Source organism: Maridesulfovibrio sp. FT414, assembly GCF_050916235.1.
In the GTDB taxonomy this organism is placed as follows: Bacteria; Desulfobacterota; Desulfovibrionia; order Desulfovibrionales; family Desulfovibrionaceae; genus Maridesulfovibrio.
On record NZ_CP104854.1, the window covers coordinates 3,513,991 to 3,536,693 of the forward strand.

The window sequence follows — 22,703 nt, forward strand, 5'->3', positions numbered from 1 at the left end:
CGAATGTCTTTTTCAGGAGTAGTAAATGCACCAGCCCCGTTCCATTGGAATACGTTGCAAACTCATCGCCATTTTCATCGTGATCAAGGTGCTGCCGTTAATCGCTCTGGCTTGGCTGGCATGGAGCGGGATTGTTCTGCTGGGGCAGAATGTGGCGGAAAAAGTCACTCATCTTTCCGATGAGACCGGCCGGAGTGTAACCGCGATAAGTGAAACCGCAGTCGCAAGCTCCATCCGTGCGCTGGACCTGAAATCGCGCGAGGCCATAGAGAGGCTTACCACCGATACCGCCCGCAGGGTGGCCGATTTTCTGTATGACCGTGACAATGACGTGCTGCTGGCCGCTACAGTTGAACCTTCCGAAGATAATTACCGCAGATTTCTTGCACCCCTGACCCGTTATGTTACCGACCACCGTCCGTGGGTGATGAATGAAGCCGGGACCGCCTGGGTCCCGGAAAAGAATCCCGAAAAGGAAACGGACAAACTTTCAGCCCGTAACCCCGACAACGCCAAGGATTTCAATTCCCGTCCGCCGGACGCCGACATGATCCGGGTCCGGAAACCCCTTTTTCTGGAAATGACCTTTGTTGACCTGAAAGGTGTGGAACGGGTCAAAGTCACCACTTCCGACATACTTTCGCCGGAACGCAGAAACGTCTCGGACAGGGTAAATACCTACTGCAAGGCGGAAACCTATTTCACGGAGCTGAAAAAACTGGCTCCGGGTGAGGTATATGTTTCCGAAGTGATCGGACCGTATCTCAGGAGCCCCCTGATCGGTCCTTACACAAAGGTCCGGGCGGAGCAGAAGGGCATAGCATTCGAGCCGGAGAAGGCGGCCTACGCCGGAAAGGAAAACCCGGTTGGTAAACGTTTTCAGGGACTGGTGCGCTGGGCCACTCCGGTGTTTAAGGACGGAAAGGTGATCGGCTACGTCACCCTTGCCCTCGACCATACCCATATTATGGAGTTCTCGGACCACATCGTACCCACGGAAGAACGCTATACCGCCATTTCCGATGCCTCTACCGGAAACTACGCTTTTATCTGGGACTACAAGGACCGCAATATCTCCCATCCACGGGACTATTTCATCACCGGTTATGATCCTGAAACCGGGCTGCCTGCCGTTCCGTGGCTTTCGGTCGGCATGTATGATGATTTCATGAGCAGCGGAAAGAACATTTCCGAATGGGAAAAGACCGCCCCGGTGTTCGAAGATCAGTCGCTGAAGAAGAAACCCGCAGCTGAACTTACCGATGCCGGACTGCTCGGTCTGGACTGCCGCTACCTGAATTTTGCGCCCCAGTGCGACGGCTGGAACAACCTCACAAAGGATGGAGGCTCCGGTTCGTTCGTCATCCTCTGGAGCGGACTGTGGAAGCTCACCACGGCAGCGGCCATACCCTATCATACCGGTATCTACTCCGGTTCGCGCGGCTTCGGCTTTGTCACCATCGGGGCAAATGTTTACGAGTTCCACAAGGACGCGACCATGACCGGAAAGCAGATCGAAGCCATGGCCGTGAGTTTTCGCGAATCTCTTGAAGACCAGAACGTCAAGACTCAGGAACTGCTGCGCGAAACACAGGCCCGCAGTGCGCGGGAGCTTACCGGTTCCACTGCGGGCATGATTGTGGCGGTCATACTTGTGGCCGTCTGGATGGCCTCGGTGCTGACCCGGAAGATCACCTACATAATCAAGGGAATGCGCGAGTTCAAAAGCGGGAATATGGACCACAGGCTCAAGGTGGAGTCCCGTGATGAATTCGGCCAGCTAGCCGTATCCTTCAATGAGATGTCAGACGACATTCAGAAGCTGATAGGAAACCTGCGCAAGGCGGAGGAAGATTTTCGGGGAATTTTCGAGAATGCGACCGAAGGGTTCTTCCGCACGACTTTTGATGGCCGGATGGTCAGCGCAAACCCTGCTTTTGCCCGACTCATGGGCTATGAGTCCCCGCAGGACATGATGGAGCGGGTAACCGATATCGGCGCTCAGCTTTATGCCGACCCGGCCTGCAGACAGAACCTGATCCGCGAACTGGAAGAAAAAGGGGTCGTCAGGGGGTATGAGTGTGAGGTGAAGATCCCGTCCGGCGGAACACGGTTCATGAATACCTACTGCCGTCTGGTAACGGATGAGAACGGAAGCCGTTACATGGAGGGGATGATCACCGACGTCACCGAGCGCAAGCTGAAGGAAAAGGCCGAGATCGACAGGGAATCCGCCCTTGCGGCCAACCAGGCCAAGTCCGAATTTCTGGCCAACATGAGCCACGAGATCCGCACTCCGCTCAACGCCATCCTCGGCATGACCGAAATGCTTTACGAGTCCGACCTGACCGAGGAGCAGGAAAAATATGTAAGCCTGTTCCGAACCGCCGGGGAGGGGCTGCGCAGGCTCATTGATGAGATTCTCGATTTCTCCAAGATCGAAGCCGGGCAGATGGTTCTTTTCGAGACTCCCTTCAACCTGCCTGAGCTGATGGAGAATGTTGCTTCCATCATGGGTGTTCAGGCCCGCTCAAAAGGACTTGAGTTCGAAAGCCGTGTAAGCGGCAACACCCCGGAACTGGTTCGCGGCGATATTATGAGGCTGCGGCAGGTGCTTATGAACCTGCTGGGCAATGCCGTGAAGTTCACCGAAAAAGGGGCGGTAAAAGTTTCTCTGGATACGATCTTCAAGGACGAGGAGAACATCCGGGCCACTTTCAGGGTCAGCGATACCGGTATCGGCATTGAGCAGGGCAAGATCAGCGAAATCTTCGAGAGTTTCACACAGGCCGACAGCTCCACCACCCGCAGGTACGGCGGCACCGGCCTCGGGCTGGCGATTTCAAGGCGGCTGGTTGAACTGATGGGCGGCAGCATAGAAGTGGAAAGCCGGATGGGAGAGGGTACGTCATTTGCATTCACCCTGCCGTTTGAAGTCTGTTTCCGCGACGATGATTCAAGGTCCGGCTCTTCCCTCGAAGTCGGGACGCTTGTGGACAACCGTCCGAAGAAGATTCTTATTGTTGAAGATTCAAAGAGCAACAGGATGCTGCTTGAGCACTACCTGAAGAAGACCGGGCATATGCTTGTCATGGCTGAGAACGGTCGCGAGGGAGTGGACATCTACCGCGAGTCCCGGGACATAGATGTGATCCTCATGGATGTGCAGATGCCGGTCATGGACGGTATTGACGCCACCAGAGCCATCCGTGCGTTTGAACGGGATGAGGGGGTTGGTCCGGTGCAGATCGTGGCGCTGACCGCCAATGCCTACGCTGATGACGAGAAAAAATGTTTTGATGCCGGGTGTGACAACTACCTGTCCAAGCCTGTAAGCAAGGCCGATCTTCTTGCCCTTATCGGGGACGGCAGCTGGGAGTAGGACGGCTTTTTTTTTTGCATGCTTTGTTCGACAATATGACCACTGTTGTGATAGGCGGTATTTATCGATTTGCACTTGTCCATTTCAGTGGTCCTGTTGATGTTTCACTCGTCATTGCTCCGCAAGGAGCTGAAGTAGTATGCCTGAAGAATTACAAACCTGCCTTAAAGGCGGCAGTTCCTGTTGCGCTCCACGAGGTGTGGAAATGCGCTCCGGCTGCTGCCTGCACATCCCCTCGGTGCTGCTGCTTTTCGCCCTTTGTTCGGCCGGACTCGTCTTAGGCTGTTATTTTTATCTGCATTCCATGGATACGCAGGCTGCAAAGGATCTTGCCGCACGCGTTAAAATTGCCGTCAATGTCGAGATTGACCGGCAGGAAACTCTGCTTGAAGATTACACGTACTGGGACGAGGGCTACCGGAAGACAATAGTTGATCCTGATCCGGAATGGATAGAGGACAATACCGGAGAGTATCTTCGCGAACGGTTCGGCTATAGGTTTACCCTTGCCGCGAAGAACGGAGTCAAAGCCACGTATATTTCCGTTGATGAAGACGGACCTCAAATATCCTACGCCGGACTTATGCGGCGCGGCCTTGGCAATCTGCTTGAAAAGGCGCGCGGACTGAAGACCATCACACGGGTGGTCAGCGGTTTCATGGTACTTGAGGATGGAGTGTACCTCGTTTCCCTGGGGCTGTTCATAGATGAAAAAGCCGAGCAGGTTCGTCCTGATCATTCCTGCATGCTTTTTGCCCGCAGGCTTGATGACAAGTTTATCGGGATTATTTCCGAGACCTACAAGCTGCCGGGACTCAGGTTTCTGTCGGGGTCCACGGATCGTTCCGGACTCATTCTCGAAAGCCTGAGCGGACGTCCGTCCGGGGAGCTGATTTGGGATACTCCCCAGCCAAGTCGGACAGTATTGCCGGAGTTGCTGATTGTTGCTGCCGGACTGTTTTTTTTGACCGTTTCCCTTACGGCTTACATCCTGTTCCGGGATAACCGTTACCGGCGGTGTTATGAAAAGGAACTGCGCGAGGCCCGGGATATGGCCGAGTCGGCCTGCAGGGTCAAGTCCGATTTCATGACCGCCATGGGGCACGACCTCAGTTCACCCATCAACGGGGTTATGGGCATGCTGCAGCTGCTGCGCATGGAGATGCTCACTTCGGAACAGCAGTCCATGATCGGCAAGGCCCTTACTTCCTGCCGCAGAATAGAGAAGATGCTGGTGGATTTTTCGCATCTTTCAAAAAGCGATGTCGGGGGAGCCGGGCTTGAAAGATTGGATTTTGACCTGCATGAAAGTCTGGAAAACCTTTGTGCCATGTTTGAACCTGTGGCGGAAAGGAAAATGATGATCATCAGCTGCGATACCGGCTGGGATGTTCCGCGCAAGCTTTACGGAGATGAACAGAAACTTGTCCGTCTGCTTTCCAGTCTGGTGGAGAATTCCATACGGTTCGCGGACAGCGGAATGGTTCATGTTTCGGTCTGTCCGGTACAGCGCAAGGGTAACAAGGTCAGGCTCCTGTTCACCGTTTCCGATAAAGGGCCCGGTATCAGCGAAGACGAGATCGCCGGATTGTTCGACGGCTCCGGTACTGCTGCACAGAACAGGGGAGTGGGGCTGAGTGTCGTGCGCTGGTTTGCCAGGCTGATGGACGGTTCCATCTGCGTGGACAGTGCCCCTGGTGAAGGTACGACATTCGCGGTGGTTCTTCCTTTTGTTGTGCGCAGCGACTCCTGATCCACTGATTTAAGTTCCGGATATTACGTGCGCAGTGTTTGCGCAGCCATTTATATTCCATAAGTTTATTTTTCCGCCCCGAAAGCCTGCTTCCGGGGCGGTTTTTATTTTGCGCTATATAGATTCTGCCCTTTTTCATGGGGAAATAGGAGGGCAAAGTATTGTGAATTTAATGTCAAATAGAAGGTCTTTCAGACCCGTATTTCAGCTCCGTTGTATTGTTCTCTGTGAAGAATGTAACTTTCAGTGCAAATTTTTGATTTCGTTTGTTCATAATATCTTCCCGTGCTAATCAAGAGTTTGCTGGGGAATTTATTTTCCTTATCACGGAGGAGGGTCTTTATGAGGCTGAACGTTAAATTCATGCTGCCACAGGTTGCGGTCATTGTGTTGCTTGGTTGTGCCAGCTTTTATTTTATCAACAAATCATTTGATGAGCTTAAGGATATGTATGTTGCGTCCGTTGTAGGAAGTGCTTTTACTTCCGTGCAGGGTGCAATTGACGATTCCGCTAAGTCCGCGCAACAGGTCGCGGCCCTGTTTTCTCAGGATCCCGGTATTGTTAAGGCGTTTGAGACAGCTCATTCCGGCAACATCGACGATGAGAACTCGCAGATGTCGCAGCAGGCCCGCGAGGAAATCCGTGCCCTGCTGGGGGCCAACCTCAAAGGGTACGAATCCCTAGGGCAGGGCAAGCTCAGGCTGCACTATCACCTGCCCAACGGCAGGAGCCTTGTGCGGCTGTGGCGGGAGAAGCAGGCCAAGCGGTCTGGAAAATGGGTCGATATTTCTGACGATATTTCGAGCTTCAGAAAAACGGTTCTGGATGTGAACCGGCAGGGCGTTGCGCTGGGCGGAATTGAGCTGGGCCGGGGCGGATTCGCTATCCGGGGGCTGGTTCCGGTCAAGGACGGTTCCGGCAGAATAATCGGGTCCGTGGAAGTGCTCAAGGACTTTGCCCCCATCCTTAAAGGAGTGGAAAACGCGGGCATTTCGGCAATGCTGTTCATGAACAAGGATCTGCTCAGCACGGCCACATCGCTTAAGGACGAATCCAAATATCCCGTGGTGAACGGCGATTACGTGCTGGTCAGTGCCTCGGATTCCGATACCTATCTGTCGAGGGTGGACAGGGCGCTGCTTGATCAGGGCCGTAAAGTGCAGGTCATCAGGAGCCTTGGGGACGTTGCCCTGGCTGCGCTGCCCATCACCGACTACAAAGGCAATCAGGTCGGCATTCTGGTCGGGGCCATCAACCTTGAGGCCATGGCCATGCTTTCCCGCAGCGCCAATACATCTCTGCTGATCTGTCTGGGAGCCATGCTGTTCATTCCGCTGGGCATCATCTGGCTGCTGCTGCGCGTGCAGGTGCTGCGCCCGGTACAGCTCATCACCGAAAAAATCAAGGACATCAACGAGGACCGGGCGGATCTGGGAAGCTGCATGGCGGTCCGTTTCCATGATGAGATCGGCGGCATGTGCGGGCAGTTCAACAATCTGCTGGGCAAGCTCACCGGCATGGTGAACGACATGCAGGCCTATGTGGACGTGGTGAACGCTGTGCCGGACCCCATTTTCGTGGTGGACAGCAAGTTCAACATCATACTCGCCAACAAGGCCGTTGCCGATTTTGCAGGGCTGGAGGAAAGCGCGGTCAAAAACATGAAGTGTGCGAACATTTTCAAGACCGGCGTATGTTCCACCCCGGACTGCCCCATTGCCATGAGCATGCGGTCCGGCGACAAGGAAATGACCGAGATCATCACTCTCAATGATCGCAAGGGCTGTGAGATCCACATTCAGCCCGTTGCCACACCGCTGCGCAATGCGAACGGAGAGGTTTTCGGCTACCTTGAGGTTGCCAGAAACGTCAGCGATCTGGTTGCGAAGGAAAATTCCATCAACAGCCAGTTGGAACGTATTAATGAGGTCAACCGATCCACCCGGGTGGCTTCGGCAAATGTGAACAGCAGCTGCGATGAGCTGGAACAGGAAATGAAAGCCGTGGATCAGGCGGTGATCTTACAGCACAGTCTGCTTTCCGAAACCGTGGCCGCCATGAGCCAGATGAACGCCAGCGTCATTGATGTTGCGGAAAATGCCGGACGCGCTTCCGAAAAATCCATGATGACCCGCGACCGCGCCGAGGATGGAGCCAGAATCGTGCACGAAGCCGCTGAGGCCATCACCGATGTAAGCAGCAAGACCGAGGCCATGGCCGAGATTATGGGCAGCATGGAAAAGCAGGCCGAAAGCATCGGGCAGGTGCTGAACGTCATCAATGATATTGCCGACCAGACCAACCTGCTGGCCCTGAACGCAGCCATTGAGGCCGCAAGGGCAGGCGAGGCCGGACGCGGCTTTGCAGTGGTGGCCGACGAGGTCCGCAAGCTTGCGGAAAAGACCATGCTGGCCACAAGGGAAGTTGAGGAGGTTATCGGCGGTCTTCGGCAGCAGACCAGAAAGTCCCGCGACATAACCGACGAGACAAGGACTCTGGCCGTGCGGGCCGCGGACTATGCGGAAAAATCCGGGGCCTCGCTCAAGGATATAGTTCATCTGGTGCAGGAATCCACTGCCGATGTGGCGAACATAGCCGCCGCGGTGGAGGAACAGTCCGCCAGCTCCGAACAGATCAACCGTTCCATGGAAGAAGTGAGCACTCTTGCCATGAAGGTCGCCCAGCGTGTTGAAAGCTCGGTTGAGACGCTGAAAACGCTGGTAGGGCTTGCCGAAGAGCTGGAAGAGATTTCAGGCAAGTAAGTCCGTACACGGCAGACTGCTCTGTTACCGCCCCGGGAACTACCTCCCCCGGGGCGGTTTTTTTATGCGGTCAATGCGCCCCGGCACCTAGCCCGTATATCGCATCTAAAAACATTTAAAATCAACTTTAACTATAATAAATCAGTATGTTGGCTGTAGTTTTGAATGATTTTAGGCAATGACAAATTGTAGTGTGCGGTGGCGAAACCTTAACAAAAGGTTTTAAGGCCCCCGGCAGGGGCCACCGGAGGCATCCTCTGGCGAAATTTCCGGGTTAGTATTCCCATCAAAAAGGAGAACCTCTTCTGTTTCAAGAGGAAATGTCAGATCAAGTCGGAATTCTTACATATCACCCCAACCGCCGCCAGTAGCGTTTTCTCCAACTGCGCCTTGCCACATCTGTGTTTATTGGCAGCGCGCACCCGGCATCTATTCGGGCCAGCTCGGATTCGGTCTGTTCGGCCAGCCATTTTTCGAAATATTCATCTTCGCGGTTCTGCTGCTCCTGCTTTGCGCGCTCCTGTTCCAGCTCTTTCAGTTTACGGTGTGCCTGCCGTTCCTTTTCCGCATTGGCGAGCGCCTGTTCGTTGGGTGTGAGGAACCCCGGCGGCCTCCGCCATGTTCCCTTGCTGCGCAGCGTGGCGAAAAGGTAATTGCATGCTCCCTTGCGGGCCTTGGGGAAAGAGCCTGTTTCCAGCTCGTATTCGGCGGCATGCAGCGAATTTTCCAGATCCAGCACTGTTTCATCAAAGGACATGCGGTGCGTTACGATCTGGCGGATCTGGTCCGGCCCGAATCCTTCCCGATGCAGCCCCGGCCAGAGCACCTGAAATTCGTCCGCGCCGATGTTGAGCAGCCTGCGTGCTCGGCGCTGTTCTTCCGTTCCCGCTGCATCCTGCGTCCCAGATAGATTTATTATCTGTCTATCTAATATATGCCCCGGCGGATACCGGTCAGTTGCGGTTTGCTCTGCGTGGCGGATGCGGGTTGCGAACGCGGCTTCATCCCCCGTGAATGCTGGATCGGCGGGCGCGTAGGGCCGGGTCCGGTTATCGGTAACAGCATGGCGGTCAGGTTCGGTAACGGGAACGGTATCCATGCGGTCCTGATAGCGGTCATACACGGTAACCGGCGGCTGATAGCGGTCATCTCTGGTAACATGGGCGGGCGGGAAGGCGGTCAGCAGCTCCAGAAGCCTGTTTGCGCTGGCGTGGTGCGGGGTTAGCAGCACGCCGAAGCGCGGTCCTCGTTCGTGGATGGATTTTTCAAATATTCCAGCCTTATGTCCCTGACGGATGATGCGCCTTGCGGTCACTTCGCTGCATCCGGCCTGCTGCGCGGTATGCTGGATGAACAGGTTGGTCGCGGCCCCTTCCTGCCGGGTGAATTTGCGGCAGATGATACCGAAGACCCGCTTGCCCTGATCGGACAGGCGCATGAAAAGGGCATCCACTGGATGGGCCGGATCGAGCCGGGGCAGGGCGGATTGGCGCGGCCTGTGCAGTTCTGCTTGTGCGCGGTCCCGATACCGGTCAGTTGCGGTATCTTCGGGCTGATAGCGGTCCGGTTCGGTAACATGTTCCGGTCCGTGGTCATTTTCGTAAAAGTACATGAATTCGGCACATTGGTCGGCGTGCAGGGTGATGATCGAGCCGTAACGATGCCCGCACCTGCTGATTTCCCGGCGCAGCAGCCCTGCTTTTTCCGCTTTTGTGAGATTGCGCAGCACGGTGAGCTTGCAGCAGCGGGCGACATGACGCAGGGCGGAAATAACGCAGGGAAACGGCTTGCGGACGTGACTGTCCGGTCCGTCCGGGCGGCAGCGGATCAGCGCGGCAATGACTCTCCTTCCTGCGGGGGAGAGGGCTTCATAAAATATGTTCAGGTCCTGATGCATTCGTTTCTGTTTAGATTGTTCCTTTTAAAACGCACTATTTCAGCCTGTTGTGCTGCGTAGGGCGCAGATTCAAGGAACCGTCATAACAGAAAGGGCGGACATTTTTCAGGGAACTCAGGTCCGGGGGCGTGGGACATTTTATGGGGCACGGCCTGAAAACGGAGGACTGTTGTCAATTATCGGCTGTGGGTGCGCATGAAATCTGAGTTTTTTTGAATCGTCGATACAAAATTGTAAAAATTAAAATGAAGTCCGTCGCTTTTGACGGGGTAAAAACGCAGAAAATTTAAAATACGTGTAAAATTTTAGAATTAAATTTAACAAATAACGTTTTTGTGGAGCGAAAACTTTGATAAACATCTCAGTTAGACAATTTTATGCATATGCGCGTCTGGTTTGTACGCGCAAGTTGTTGAGGGAATGGGATTTTTGTTTTTCAAGCATCTGATTTTGCGGGATTTAATTCTCCAGATGTGAAAAGTGGCATGCAAATTGATAAGTAGCCGGAGACAAGCCCCTGAAGCTCCCTGCATGGGGGCGGCGGATGTGGTATGCGGCTGATTTGCAATCCTGTTATCCCTGCCGGGGGAACAGGGGCATGTCCGGACAGAACAAAGCCTGTTTAAAAAAAATGATAAAAATATAGGGGATAGTAATCATGTTTGAAGCACCTTACCTTCTTTTTCTCGGAGATGCACCGGACGCTCTTGCCGCCAAGATGGCACAGGGCATTTATGACTGGAGACCCGAAGCTGTTGCCGGACAGTACCGCATGGAAGGCTGCGGCGCAGACCTTAAGATCAAGGATCTTTCCATCAAGGAAGCTGTTGCAGCCGGAGCCAAGACCCTCGTTGTGGGTGTTGTAAACCGCGGCGGCATCATTTCCGACAGCTGGATGTCCATTCTTGTTGAAGCTCTTGAAGCTGGCATGGATGTCGCTTCCGGTCTGCACACCCTGCTGCGCGACCAGCCCGAGCTGGTAGCTGCTGCCGAAGCAAACGGCCGTACCCTGCACGATGTTCGCATTCCTACCGTAAAGTACCCCATCGCCACCGGCAAGAAACGCACCGGTAAAAGATGTCTCGCCGTTGGTACCGACTGCTCCGTGGGCAAGATGTACACCACTCTGGCCATGGATCGCGAAATGAAGAAACGCGGCCTCAAGTCCACCTTCCGCGCTACCGGCCAGACCGGTATCCTCATTGAAGGCAACGGCGTTCCCCTTGATGCGGTTATCGCCGACTTCATGGCCGGTTCCATTGAATACCTGACCCCCAGCAACGATGCCGACCACTGGGATTTCATTGAAGGTCAGGGCAGCCTGTTCCACGCTTCCTACTCCGGCGTTACCATGGCTCTCGTTCACGGCGGCCAGCCCGACGCTCTGGTTCTCTGCCACGAGCCTACCCGCAAGACCATGCGCGGCCTGCCCGACTACACCCTGCCTTCCCTTGAACAGCTGCGCGACCTGGCTCTGCCCATCGCCCGCGTGGTCAACCCCGACTGCAAGGTTGTGGCCTGCTCCATCAACACCCAGCATCTTTCCGAGGACGAAGCCCTTGCCTACCTCGCAGAAGTTGAAGCAAAGCTGGGCGTGCCCGCAGTCGATCCGTTCCGTCAGGGTGCCGGTCGTCTCGTAGAGGCTCTGGATTAATGAAGATCTCTGTAAGCAAAGACGTTTTCCCTCTGGCGCAGGTTTTCACCATCGCCCGCGGTTCCCGGACCGAGGCGGTGGTGCTGCGGGTGGAGATTGAGGATGACGGCTTCACCGGGCGCGGGGAATGCGTTCCCTACGCCCGGTACAATGAGACCGTGGAATCCGTCACTGCCCAGATCGAAAGCCTGAAGACCCCCGTCACCCGCGAAGAGCTGCAGAAGGCCCTGCCCGCAGGTGCGGCCCGCAATGCCGTTGACTGCGCGCTCTGGGACCTGGAAGCTAAGAAGGCCGGAGTACCGGTCTGGAAGCTGGCCGGAATCGGTGAACCGACCCCGGAAATCACCGCCTACACCCTTTCCCTGGACACCCCGGAGAAGATGCAGGCTCAGGCTGCCAAGAATTCCGCGCGTCCGCTGCTCAAGACCAAGCTCGGCGGCGGCATCGAGGACATTGCCCGTATTGAGGCTGTCCGTGCCGGTGCCCCGGATGCCCGCATTATCGTAGACGCCAACGAGGGCTGGACCCCGGAAGTCTACCGCGAGCTGGCCCCCGTGCTCGTACGCCTCGGCGTTGAGATGGTGGAGCAGCCGCTGCCCGCATCCGACGACGCTGCTCTGCTCGAAATGGACCGCGTGCTGCCCGTATGCGCCGACGAGTCCTGCCATGACCGCGCTTCCCTTGCATCGCTCAAGGGAAAATATGATATGATCAATATCAAGCTGGACAAGACGGGCGGTTTGACCGAAGCTCTGGCGCTGAGAGAGGCCGCACTGGCCGAAGGCTACAAGGTGATGGTCGGCTGCATGGTCGGTTCATCGCTCGCCATGGCTCCTGCTGTGCTGGTAGCATCCGGCGCCGCTGTCGTTGACCTTGACGGACCGCTGCTGCTGGCCGAAGATCGCGAAAACGGCCTGAAATACGATGACCGCAATGTCTATCCGCCGGAGCCTGAGCTCTGGGGATAGAAGTGCCTCCGGCGCCTCTCCGAGGGCCCTCCTGGGGCCAAAGAACCCTTTAAAAGGGTCTCTGGACTCTCTCTTTTTAATAGGGCTTCGCCGCTTCGTGAGGCCCGGTGTGCGTGATTTGCACAACTAAAATACAACAGCCTCCTCCCCCGGACGGTTTTTCATGGGAAAAATGCTTTTCCGTGAACGTAAAATCCGTCTTCTCCAGTGGCGAAGCCTTGTTAAAAGGTTTTGAAGGGGATGGGGTCTGGGGAAGGGGAAACTTTTGAAAAAGTTTCCCCTTCCCCAGCCGCCGGAGGCATCAATAGAAAAAAGGTATAATAAAATGAGTCGTACTGTTTATGTGAATGGTTCTTATGTGCCTGAAGAAGAGGCAATGGTATCTGTTTTCGACCGCGGTTTTCTTTTTGCTGACGGGATTTATGAAGTGACCGCTGTTCTGGACGGCAAGATCTGCGAATGGGACGGCCACGTCGGTCGCCTTGAGCGTTCTCTGAAAGAAATCGGCATGGAAATGCCCATGAGCGCAGATGAGCTTCTGGCAGTTCACCGCGAAATGGTCAAACGCAACAACATGGAAGAAGGCGCCATCTACCTGCAGGTAACCCGCGGCGCTTACGACCGTGATTTCCTTATGCCCAAGCAGGTCAAGCAGACTGTGGTCCTGTTCACCCAGGCCAAGAAGCTGACCGGTCCCAAGAAGGGCCTGCGTGTTATCTCCATGCCCGACATCCGCTGGGGCCGTCGCGACATCAAGACCGTGCAGCTTCTGGCAGCATCCATGGTCAAGAGCGAAGCCTACAAGCAGGGCAAGGACGATGCATGGATGGTTGAGGACGGCTTTGTTACCGAAGGTTCCTCCAACAACACCTACATTGTGACCAAGGAAGGAAAGATCGTTACCCGCAACCTTTCCAACTCCATCCTGCCCGGCATCACCCGCAAGTCTGTTCTGCGCATTGCCGATGAAATGAAAATGGAAATCGAAGAACGTCCCTTCACCATTGAAGAGGCTCAGAACGCAGCGGAAGCTTTCATGACCGCAGCGACTTCCTTCGTGACCCCCGTAATCGAAGTGGACGGCGTTGCCCTTGGCGACGGCACCCCCGGTCCCGTAAGCAAACGCCTCGGTGAAGTTTACATCGAAGAGAGCGTAAAAGCTTCGATTTAAGGGAATATTTAGCGCAGCTTGGGGAAGTTTGCGCTCCTGTACAAACGCATGTTTGTGTTCCTTGAATTAAGGGCGGGCCGTTCCGGCATATTGTGGGAACGGCCCGCCTGTTTTTATGCTATAATCAGCGCTGTGATTTTAGATTGAGTGGACATGTTTTCAAAAATACGTAATTCTATAGTATGGAATATAGTATAAAACGGAGCAACGTGGAATATAGACGTTCATGGTGCATGGAACAGCTTATGAAGTACTTTTTTGCAGGCCTGTGCGCTCTTGGTCTGCTTTTCCTTGTGCGCCCGGCAGTTGCGGATGAACGCCCCGAAGTGATGATTGTGAACAGTTATCACCCGGAATTTTCGTGGGTTAAGGAGCACAACAGTGCTCTGGAAAAGGAGCTTTCACGCAGGGCGGATGTTTCAGTCTATAATCTGGATTCCAAGCGGCTGCCGGGAGCGGAGAGCGCGGCCAATGTCGTGAGCGTCAGGAAAATATGTGAGTCCGGACTGCCCGATGTTGCGGTTCTGACCGACGACTTTGCATTAAAGTCGCTGGGCCAGTATTTTGTGGACCGTGGAGTTCCCGTGGTTTTTCTTGGTATTAACGGCAATGTGCGCGGTTACGTGGACAATGTCAGGAAGATTACCGGGGTTTTTGAAAGGCCGCTGGTGAAACGGTCACTGGTTCATCTGAGAGAAATCATGGGGCCTGAGTTCAAGAAAGTGCTCGTGTTGCTTGATGACAGTCTTTCTACGCGGGTTTTTGCGGAAGAGTCCCTTAAGGATGGACTTTCTTTTGATATTTCCGGCGTTCATGCAGATGTAGTGCTCATAAAGAATTTCGCGCAGTGGAAGGCGGAATGCCTTTCCGTAAAAAAAAGAGGATACAATGGAGCTGTAATCGGTACCTATCATATTTTCAGGGACAGATACGGCATGCATGTTGATGCAGAGGATGTTTTGCGTTGGACATCAAGGAACTGCCCGGTGCCTCTGTTCGCTCTGTGGGATTTTTCCGTTGGCGAGGGCATGGCCATTGGAGGATTTGTTATCTCGGGAACAGATCAGGGGCTTGAGGCAGCCAAGCTGGTGAACAGGATTCTGGACGGGGAAAAGGTTGAAGACATACAGCCTGTTCTGGGCCGGAGAGGGCGACTGCTGTTCAGCGGTCATGAAATGGAGCGCTGGGGAATCGAACTGCCCGCCGATTTTCGCCGCCGGGGCTATCTTGTCAGAATTCTGCGATGATGGGGGCTTATTCGCGGTAGCCGAAGTGGGTGAGGCCGGCGGCGAAGCCGAGGGACAAGGCTGCCCGCTTGTGAGTGTCGAATATTGTGGTCATATTTTGCGGAAACAAGCCTGCCAAAAGTGATTGATGTTTTCGGGCTGTTGGTCTTCGATACCTATGCTTGAATATGTTGAATCAATTATATTTGCAGAGGTTTAGATTCTAGCTTTCCGAAGAAATAACTAAAAATAGGGATAATAGTAATAGGTGCGGCTGCACTTAATGAAAACATTGTATTTGAATTCGAGTTGTCCGCTAATATCATTAAGAATGCACATGATGAGAATATAGACAGGAAGACAATTAATTTTATCGGGAAATAGCAAATACTTCTTTTTATAAAATGATAGTGTATGTTTTGCTGCGTTGCAGCAAAGTATATAAGAATTGAAAATAATGAAAACAAAACAGACTCTATTGCTATCCCAGATAGCATGAAGATAACCCATACCATAGATTCAATTGGCTGATCTTTTTCAATCAAGCCAGTTAGCGAACTAAATGTGTCCGTTAGGCGTAATATTGTTTCAAGAACAGAGTTAGAAAATATATTGTTGACGAATAAAGGTGTAATTTCTGTATTTATGTAATGAATTCCAATCAAAACTATGAAAAGAGTACATACTTTCATAATCTGATGCTGAAGTTTTTTAATACTTATTTCTGTGGCAAAAAAAGATATTGCAAGTGCAGTGTAGAACGATCTCGCCCAGAATGAATTATACCATTCAGATGGATTTGAAACTGAGTTTGTGTTGTAAATAAGTAGCAGTAATACTACCGATAAATTTAACGCGTTGTATTTAAATGTTTTATTCATTTCTGTTAGCATGTTTCTTTACCTGTCGGCCAGTCCTCTGTGAAGTGGACTGGCCGTGTTTATTTGTAACTATTTTTTGCTTTTTCTACGATATTCGCCGTACTTTTGAATCGGGTACATGTATATTGTCTCTATTCCAGGCCATGTGTTATGAACCTTCCCCCAATTTTCTAGCTTTGGTTTTAACGCTTCCTTAAGTTGTTCTGCTTTGTCTTTGTATTTGTACCCAGATTTATCCTGTCCAGTCTCATTTATTTGTTTAGCTCTATATTTTGACTTCCCTTGCTGTTCTTCAGGTTTGTGTGAAGATTCATGTTTTTCATATAACGTGTAGTTTGAACCAGAATTTGCCGTTTGGTTTTCATTTTCCGGATATTTATCCTTTCGCCGTCTTTCCTCTGAGCGGCTCTGGTTTAGTTCTACAGTTTGAGATTCTACGACACTTCTCTGCGGTTTGTGCTTTGTGCTAATGTTTGAATCATGATTAATTTCACTCCGCTTCTTCAACCCAACCCGATCCACAAAGTTGACCGGATCATCGGCGCAATACCCGTACACATCCACATCGCCGCCCGCGTAGCCCAGTGGATCGGGACAGGTGAACCTGCCGGTGGCGGGATCGTATTCACGGTAGCCGAAGTGGATGAGGCCGGTGTCGCGGTCATAGAGGCCTGCGGCGAAGCCGAGGGACAGGTTGATGCGTTCGCTGGTATCGACCATGGTATTGCCGAACGAATCGTATATAATCCGTTTTACCTCATTCCCCTTGGCGTTAGCAACCATATAAACTGTTCCGACCTGATCGGACGCGAGATGATACACCTCGCCGTTCCAGCGCATGGCGATCGGATCACCTTCCCCGTCATAGGCGAATTCCTTGAGCCTGCCTTGCTCGTCGGAGACTGCCAGCAGGGTGGTGCGGTCTTTCCATAGGTAGGTTTCCACGGTTTTGCCGTCGAGCTGTTTGGCGGTGCGCATGGCGTTCGGATCAACGATATAGTTTATCCTGCGGCCATCGGGCAGGTGGACCTGCACAAGCTGGTTGTTGTGATCGTATTTGTAGCGGGTGACCTGTCCGCGATCCTGTTTCATGGTCAGGCGGCCTTTGGGATCGTATGAATATTTGACTTCCCCGGCGCGAACCAGACGCAACCCTTCGCCGTACACGAAACGCCGGATACCGGAATGGAAGGTCTCGGACATCAGCCGCTCGCCATGCTTGCCGTACTGGTAGTGCTCAATGACGCGGTCATCCTTCCAGACCTTGGAAAGCCTGCCTCCGGCATCGTATGCGTATTGCAGATGGTGGTCCTTCGGGGCGAGGGCCAGCAGCTTTTGGGCGATGCGTCCGGTTTCATCGCGGGCGGTTGCCAGCAGGGAGAACGGAGTTTCGGTTCCCAGCACGGAGAAGGGAGTGGTGCACACGGCTTCTGCTGGGTCTAACTCAACTCCGTCACGGGCAAATTCGTCGTGAAGGACGGCTCCGGTTCCGGTCTGCGGCCGGCCATGATGCGAGAACAGATCATTGTCAGCTGTGTATGGATTACGGGTGGGCTGTCCGATTGCCTGCCTGTTAGAGAAACGGATTTCAGGCTCGGATTCGGTGTAAGGTTTATTTGAATATGAAGACACGTCTGGCCTGCAGGGGTACAAATCCTGCCGCCCGCAAGCGCATCTCTCCCGCTCCAACTCGGCAAGAACTTCCTTTCCGTAAGCTGTTCCGGCGAGATTGCGCGCCAGTGAGAGGTCCTGATTGTCGCGGATGAAACGGGCATGGCAGGTGCGCTTTATCCGGTTGTAGCGATTCTTTGCCTGTTCCCATTCGCGGTTTTTCAGCTCCCAGCGGGCCTTGACTTCCGGCTTCATCATGGACGGGTACATTCTGTCCGAGCCGGAAAATTCAGCGAAGTCGGGCTGCGGTTCGGTAAGCTTTTCGTCTGTGCAGCGGTCTATGACTTCCCACAGGTTTTCAAGCTGCACCTCTGGCGGTTCGTTAAGCCCGTACATGCGCTGGACCGGGGTCAGGTTTCTCCAAGGTTTTTTCTGAAGAATGAAATTCATATTGTCTCCTTTGTAAAAGTTTCGGTGTTTTGCCCGGAAACACTGCACTTCCGGGTAAACGCACCCTGCAAAAGGAGACGCATGCAACAAAGGGCGGACATGGTTTACCTAACTCATGTCCGCCCTGTATGCTTTTGAGATACTAGTGAAAATGGGTGAATCATCGCCGACACCCGGAACTTCCATTCATTTGAAAGCAGCAGTATCGCGCTATATGCGAAGCTTACTGAAAGGTTTCCCCTTCCCCAGCCGCCGGAGGCAACAAAACTAACCGATGGCCTTAACCGCTGCCAGCGCGCACTTTTCTCCGTCCATTGCTGCGGATACTATCCCGCCGGCGTACCCGGCTCCTTCTCCGCAGGGGAAGAGTCCTTTCACGCTAACGTGTTCCAGGGTATCGCGATCGCGGGGGATGCGTACCGGCGAACTTGTGCGTGACTCCACGGCCAGCACCTTGGCTTCACCGGAATCGAATCCCTTGAATTTGCGTCCCAGTTCCTTGAGCCCCTTGCGCAGCGCATCGGACTGGATGCGCGGCAGCAGCTCGTGCACCGGCGCACTGTATACACCGGGGATGTATGATGTCTTGGGGATGGTCTGTGATATTTTCCCGGCAACAAAGTCGGCTGCGAGCTGGGCCGGGGCTTTCTGGCTGGTGCCGTCCCCGGCTTCGAAAATGCGTTTTTCCGCGGCGGCCTGATACTCAAGCGCGCAGAGCGGATCTTCGGGATTTTCCAGATCCTCAAGCAGCACCTGCGCAACCAGTCCTGCGTTGGCAAAGGGCGCGTTGCGGGCGGCAAGGCTCATGCCGTTGAGCACCAGTTCTCCGGGCGCGGTGGAGGCCGGGACGATGTATCCGCCCGGACACATGCAGAAGGAGAACACTCCGCGTCCGTCCACCTGCGTGGAAATGCGGTAGCTGGCGGCGGGCAGGTTCTCGTGACGCGGTGACTGGTGGTAGAAAATCTTGTCGATCAGCGGCTGCGGATGCTCGATACGCACGCCGAGCGCAAAAGGCTTGGCCTCGATGAGGACTCCGGCCGAGGCAAGGGCGTGGAAAATATCGCGCGCGGAATGGCCGGTGGCGAGGATGACCGCATCGGCATGCAGCTTTTCCCCGTCATTGAGGATGACCCCGGTCATGCGTTCGCCGTCGCGCATGAATCCTTCCACGCGGGTGTTGAAATGGATTTCTCCGCCGCAGGAGATGATGTCCTCGCGCATTCTGGTGACGATGCGCGGCAGGATGTTCGAGCCGAGATGCGGATGTGCGTCGATGCGGATGTCGGACGGCGCGCCGTTGGCGATGAGCAGGTCGAGCACGCGGCCCACGTTGCCGCGCTTGGTGGCGCGGGTGTAGAGCTTGCCGTCGGAATAGGTCCCGGCCCCGCCTTCGCCGAAACAGTAGTTGGAATCAGGGTTGATGAGCCCTTCGGTGTAGATCCGTTTGAGATCCTTGCGCCGTTCGGTCACGTCCCTGCCGCGTTCGATGATGATGGGTTTCACGCCGTGTTCCAGCAGGGTCAGGGCCGCGAAGTAACCGGCAGGACCGGCCCCGGCAATGACGACCTGTTTGCCGGAAAGGGGCTGCGGGGTGAAGACGGATGCCTGCGGCTCAACTGTTTCCGGGTCGCCCACGGCAACCTGCAACAGGTAGTGCGGGCTGCGCGAACGGGCATCGATGGAGCGCTTGAGCACGCGGGTGGAGATTTCGCGCTTGTCGGGCAGTCCGGCCTCGGCGAGTGCGGCCTTGCGGATGGCGTCCGGTTTTTCAATGTTGTCCGGGGAAATTTTTATCTGAACCTGAACCTGCTTCATGGGAATCCTCTTTTATTATTAAAGTCCGCCTACCTCTATCCGTTGGGATGCTAAAGTCAACGCAAATGTTCCGGTCCCTGACAGGCGTGGTTACCCGGTTAATCTCCGTGCCGTGTGGACTATTTGCCTGAACTGAACTATTTGTATGTGATATAACGTAAAATTTACAGCCAAGAGCTGAAAAACTGCAACTGCCGGTGATATATATGAAAGCCTTCCAGAGAATACTCCTTGCCCTGCCTGTGATTCTGCTTTGCCTCACCTCCTGTGTACCGTCCACCGGAACGTCTACGGGAACCGTCTCCCGGCAGGGATCGGCCGCCTCAGCCGTTTCGGTGCAGGACAGGATTTACGAGATTATCGATCTTGCATGGAGACAATATTACACAACCGAATATTCGGCCATCACCATGATGGATGATGCCGTGAACAGCGCCGTGGAACTGGTCGGTGCAGACAGGCTCCGGCGCGGAGGTACGGCCGGGAACATCGTCCTTGAGTCGTCCAATTCCCGCTTTGAACTTTCCGTCGCCGATACCCGCGAGGCCGGACAGGTGGCAGGCTATCTGAACAATCTGGTCGGCTTCATGCGTAAGAGCTTTCCTGACGAGAGTCCGGAGAAGATTTTTAAAACGGTCGTTAACGGAGCTCTTGCGGGCATGGACCCTCATACCAGCTATCTGGACCCCGAAAGCTATAAGGAAATACAGAGCGCAACATACGGGAAGTTCTCCGGCGTGGGCGTTGAGATTACCATGGAGAACAACCGGATTCTGGTTGTTACGCCCATAGAGGACAGTCCGGCTGAAAAGGCCGGGGTGCAGGCCGGGGATATAATCACTGCCATCGACGGGGTTTCCACCAAGGGGTTTGATCTCTTGGAAGCGGTGCGCAGGATCAGGGGGCCTGAAGGCTCCTCTGTAAGGCTGAGTCTTGAGCGCGGCGGAAGTTCCGTTCCGCTGGAGGTTCAGGTTGTGCGGGGCAGGATTGAGCTGCGGACTGTGAAAGTGAAGGAACTGGAACCGGGATACCTGCATCTGCGGCTGACCGGATTCAACCAGAATACCGTGAAGAACATGCGCGAAGCCCTTGCAGCCAATCCGTACGTGAAGGGCGTGGTGCTCGACCTGCGCAATAATCCCGGCGGCCTGCTGAACGCCGCTGTGGGGGTTGCGGATTCGTTCCTGCCGCAGGGCAGGGTGGTCAGCTCGCAGTGGCGGGTGGAGACCGTGCGCAGTGATTATGATTCCGCCACCGACCCGGAGGATTATGTCGGGGCCATTGTGGTGCTGATCAACGCAGGCAGCGCATCCGCCTCCGAAATCGTGGCCGGTGCGCTGCAGGATCGCAGCAGGGCGCTTATCCTCGGTTCGCGTTCCTTCGGCAAGGGAACCGTTCAGACCATATTTCCCCTCAAGACGGGCGGGGCGCTCAAACTGACCACCGCACAGTACTTTCTGCCCAACAAGCGGGCCATCCAGCAGGTGGGGATTATCCCTGATTATTACGTCTACGATCCGCAGCGTGATACCAGCGGAGTTTCGCGCGAGGCCCAGCTTGCCCACGCTGTCGGGGCAGCGGCGGCAGTGGACCGGAATAGGGATCTGATCCCGGTCAGGATGGAAAAGGATCACGACGGCGTGCTGCTGGCTGCGCTGGATGTGCTCAAGAAGGCCGGTTCCCGCGATGTCCGCAAGCTGCGGGTCGCTGCCGGTGAAATGCGTGCACAGGGCGGCAAGGCCGTTGCAGCAAAGCCGCAGAAGCCTACTGCTGCCGGAAGTGCAGCTGCATCCGTTTTTGAGGACAGTCTGCCCCCGGTCATCACGCTTCTGCATCCGGCGGTGGAGCGCGGGCTGAGCGTGCAGTATGATCAGGAAAAAATGCTGGTCCGGGCCTCGGTCAGCGATCCGTCCGGGGTCAGCTGGGTGCTGGTCAACGGCAGGCCCGTGCAGTTGCAGGGCGGTGTGGTTGAGAAGGAGATTGTACTAAATCCGGGTCGCAATACGGTCATCATCAACGCTGCGGACAGCCGGGGGAACATCGCCGACCTGAGTTTTTCCCTGAACAGGGATGCCCGCGCTGCCGCAACAGAGGCGGCGCAGAGTCCGGCAGCGGCGCGTCCTTCTCTCTGGGCCCTGTGCATCGGGGTGAGCAGCTATGCCGATCCGCGCCTGAACCTGCAGTTTGCCGCAGAGGACGCAAAGGCGCTGGCCCGTACACTGGAAAAAGCGGGCAAGGGGCTGTACCGGGATGTGAAGGTGCGCGTTCTTACCGATAGCGAAGCTACCCGCGAAAAGATAATCGAGAACATGGGGTCGTTTCTCGGTCAGGCAGGCAGGGATGACATAGTGATGATTTTTGTGGCCGGGCACGGGGTGCGTTATGCGCCGACCGGTTCATACTATTTCATGACCCATGACGCCACCTATGACACCATGGTGGCACGTGCTCTCAAGTGGTCGGATTTTCAGGAGATGGTCAAGATCATCAACGGCAATACCGACAAGATCGTGCTGGCCCTCGATACCTGTCATGCCGGGGCCATGGATCTTGGCCTGCGTGCAGCCGGGGGCGGGGAGGATCTTGCCGCCACCATGCAGAAGGCCTCAGGCATTTACACCATCGGGGCCGGGAAGTCCGGCGAGGTTTCCATGGAGCATCCCAGCTTTGCGCTGGATAATTCGCCCGGACACGGGGTGTTCACCTATTCGCTCATCAAGGGGCTGTCCGGTGAGGCTAATTTCGACAACAACGGGTACGTAAGTATCATGGAGCTGATGGGCTACGTTTCCCGCGAAGTCCCAAGGCTTTCCAAGGGGCGGCAGCACCCCTACGCCAAGTTCAGCGGAACGGACCTGCCCTTTGCCGGTGTGGGGCGGTAGCTTTTTTCATGCCGGATGGGTTTGGCCTCCGGCGGCCAGAGGGGGAAACCCTTTTTTGAAAAAAAGGGTTTCCCCCTCTGGACTCCCCCTTCCCAAAAAACTTTTATCGGGGCTTCGTCGTGGGGGCCACAAGTGCTTTCGGGGGCGTGGGGTTCGTTTGTATTACGCCTTGTTAACTATTTAAAATTTACGGTTGGTTATCTTGATGAGATTTGTTTTTAAAACGTTTGTGATGGTGCTTTTACTG

11 protein-coding genes are annotated in these 22,703 nt (G+C 54.6%); 8 read left to right on the forward strand and 3 right to left on the reverse strand.

The features are described 5' to 3' along the window. The first annotated feature begins 25 nt into the window (after nucleotides 1-25). The 3 genes from N7E73_RS15660 to N7E73_RS15670 all read left to right on the forward strand — a co-directional run bounded on the left by N7E73_RS15660 (nucleotide 26) and on the right by N7E73_RS15670 (nucleotide 7,898). A complete protein-coding gene (locus N7E73_RS15660; RefSeq protein ID WP_432735841.1) occupies nucleotides 26-3,382 on the forward strand; it encodes an ATP-binding protein in 3,357 nt (1,118 codons plus the stop codon). A gap of 139 nt (nucleotides 3,383-3,521) precedes the next feature. Next, entirely contained in the window at nucleotides 3,522-5,135 is a 1,614-nt protein-coding gene (locus N7E73_RS15665; RefSeq protein WP_432735842.1) for a sensor histidine kinase, read from the forward strand. A gap of 342 nt (nucleotides 5,136-5,477) precedes the next feature. Next, nucleotides 5,478-7,898 carry a methyl-accepting chemotaxis protein gene (locus tag N7E73_RS15670; RefSeq protein WP_432735843.1) on the forward strand — a complete coding sequence of 807 codons (2,421 nt, stop codon included), beginning with the start codon at nucleotides 5,478-5,480 and terminating at the stop codon, nucleotides 7,896-7,898. Nucleotides 7,899-8,247: 349 nt separating this feature from the next. Here N7E73_RS15670 and N7E73_RS15675 read toward each other — a convergent pair whose 3' ends face one another. Next, nucleotides 8,248-9,795: a hypothetical protein gene (locus N7E73_RS15675; protein ID WP_432735844.1), complete on the reverse strand. Its 1,548-nt coding sequence runs from the start codon at nucleotides 9,793-9,795 to the stop codon at nucleotides 8,248-8,250. A 658-nt stretch (nucleotides 9,796-10,453) separates the two neighbouring features. Between N7E73_RS15675 and dgcN the strand changes: the two genes are divergently transcribed. The 4 genes from dgcN to N7E73_RS15695 all read left to right on the forward strand — a co-directional run bounded on the left by dgcN (nucleotide 10,454) and on the right by N7E73_RS15695 (nucleotide 14,835). Further along, on the forward strand, nucleotides 10,454-11,449 hold the full coding sequence (gene dgcN / locus N7E73_RS15680; protein WP_432735845.1) for an N-acetyltransferase DgcN: 996 nt from the start codon (nucleotides 10,454-10,456) through the stop codon (nucleotides 11,447-11,449). After that, nucleotides 11,449-12,417 (forward strand): N-acetyl-D-Glu racemase DgcA, encoded by a 969-nt coding sequence (gene dgcA, locus N7E73_RS15685; RefSeq protein WP_432735846.1) that lies wholly within the window; start codon nucleotides 11,449-11,451, stop codon nucleotides 12,415-12,417. Before dgcN ends, dgcA begins: the two co-directional genes overlap by 1 nt. A 325-nt stretch (nucleotides 12,418-12,742) precedes the next feature. Next, entirely contained in the window at nucleotides 12,743-13,588 is an 846-nt protein-coding gene (locus N7E73_RS15690; protein ID WP_432735847.1) for a D-amino-acid transaminase, read from the forward strand. Nucleotides 13,589-13,833: 245 nt separating this feature from the next. Beyond that, a complete protein-coding gene (locus tag N7E73_RS15695) occupies nucleotides 13,834-14,835 on the forward strand; it encodes an ABC transporter substrate-binding protein (RefSeq protein ID WP_432735848.1) in 1,002 nt (333 codons plus the stop codon). Nucleotides 14,836-15,764: 929 nt separating this feature from the next. Here the strand turns inward: N7E73_RS15695 and N7E73_RS15700 are convergent. Then, nucleotides 15,765-17,756 (reverse strand): RHS repeat domain-containing protein, encoded by a 1,992-nt coding sequence (locus N7E73_RS15700; RefSeq protein WP_432735849.1) that lies wholly within the window; start codon nucleotides 17,754-17,756, stop codon nucleotides 15,765-15,767. A 267-nt stretch (nucleotides 17,757-18,023) separates the two neighbouring features. Beyond that, a complete protein-coding gene (locus N7E73_RS15705; RefSeq protein ID WP_432735850.1) occupies nucleotides 18,024-19,574 on the reverse strand; it encodes an NAD(P)/FAD-dependent oxidoreductase in 1,551 nt (516 codons plus the stop codon). 206 nt (nucleotides 19,575-19,780) lie between these two features. Here N7E73_RS15705 and N7E73_RS15710 point away from each other — a divergent pair, with 206 nt between their 5' ends. Further along, complete coding sequence (locus tag N7E73_RS15710) at nucleotides 19,781-22,456, forward strand: S41 family peptidase (RefSeq protein WP_432735851.1); 2,676 nt, start codon at nucleotides 19,781-19,783, stop codon at nucleotides 22,454-22,456. Nucleotides 22,457-22,703 lie beyond the last annotated feature (247 nt).

What these genes read in the sequence shown, in the direction of transcription:
- N7E73_RS15705 (WP_432735850.1), bottom strand. Translation starts at nt 19,574, where the DNA reads ATGAAGCAGGTTCAGGTTCAGATAAAAATTTCCCCGGACAACATTGAA.
- N7E73_RS15690 (WP_432735847.1), top strand. Translation starts at nt 12,743, where the DNA reads ATGAGTCGTACTGTTTATGTGAATGGTTCTTATGTGCCTGAAGAAGAG.
- dgcN (WP_432735845.1), top strand. Translation starts at nt 10,454, where the DNA reads ATGTTTGAAGCACCTTACCTTCTTTTTCTCGGAGATGCACCGGACGCT.
- N7E73_RS15660 (WP_432735841.1), top strand. Translation starts at nt 26, where the DNA reads ATGCACCAGCCCCGTTCCATTGGAATACGTTGCAAACTCATCGCCATT.
- N7E73_RS15675 (WP_432735844.1), bottom strand. Translation starts at nt 9,795, where the DNA reads ATGCATCAGGACCTGAACATATTTTATGAAGCCCTCTCCCCCGCAGGA.
- N7E73_RS15665 (WP_432735842.1), top strand. Translation starts at nt 3,522, where the DNA reads ATGCCTGAAGAATTACAAACCTGCCTTAAAGGCGGCAGTTCCTGTTGC.
- N7E73_RS15700 (WP_432735849.1), bottom strand. Translation starts at nt 17,756, where the DNA reads ATGAATTTCATTCTTCAGAAAAAACCTTGGAGAAACCTGACCCCGGTC.
- N7E73_RS15670 (WP_432735843.1), top strand. Translation starts at nt 5,478, where the DNA reads ATGAGGCTGAACGTTAAATTCATGCTGCCACAGGTTGCGGTCATTGTG.
- N7E73_RS15710 (WP_432735851.1), top strand. Translation starts at nt 19,781, where the DNA reads ATGAAAGCCTTCCAGAGAATACTCCTTGCCCTGCCTGTGATTCTGCTT.
- dgcA (WP_432735846.1), top strand. Translation starts at nt 11,449, where the DNA reads ATGAAGATCTCTGTAAGCAAAGACGTTTTCCCTCTGGCGCAGGTTTTC.
- N7E73_RS15695 (WP_432735848.1), top strand. Translation starts at nt 13,834, where the DNA reads ATGAAGTACTTTTTTGCAGGCCTGTGCGCTCTTGGTCTGCTTTTCCTT.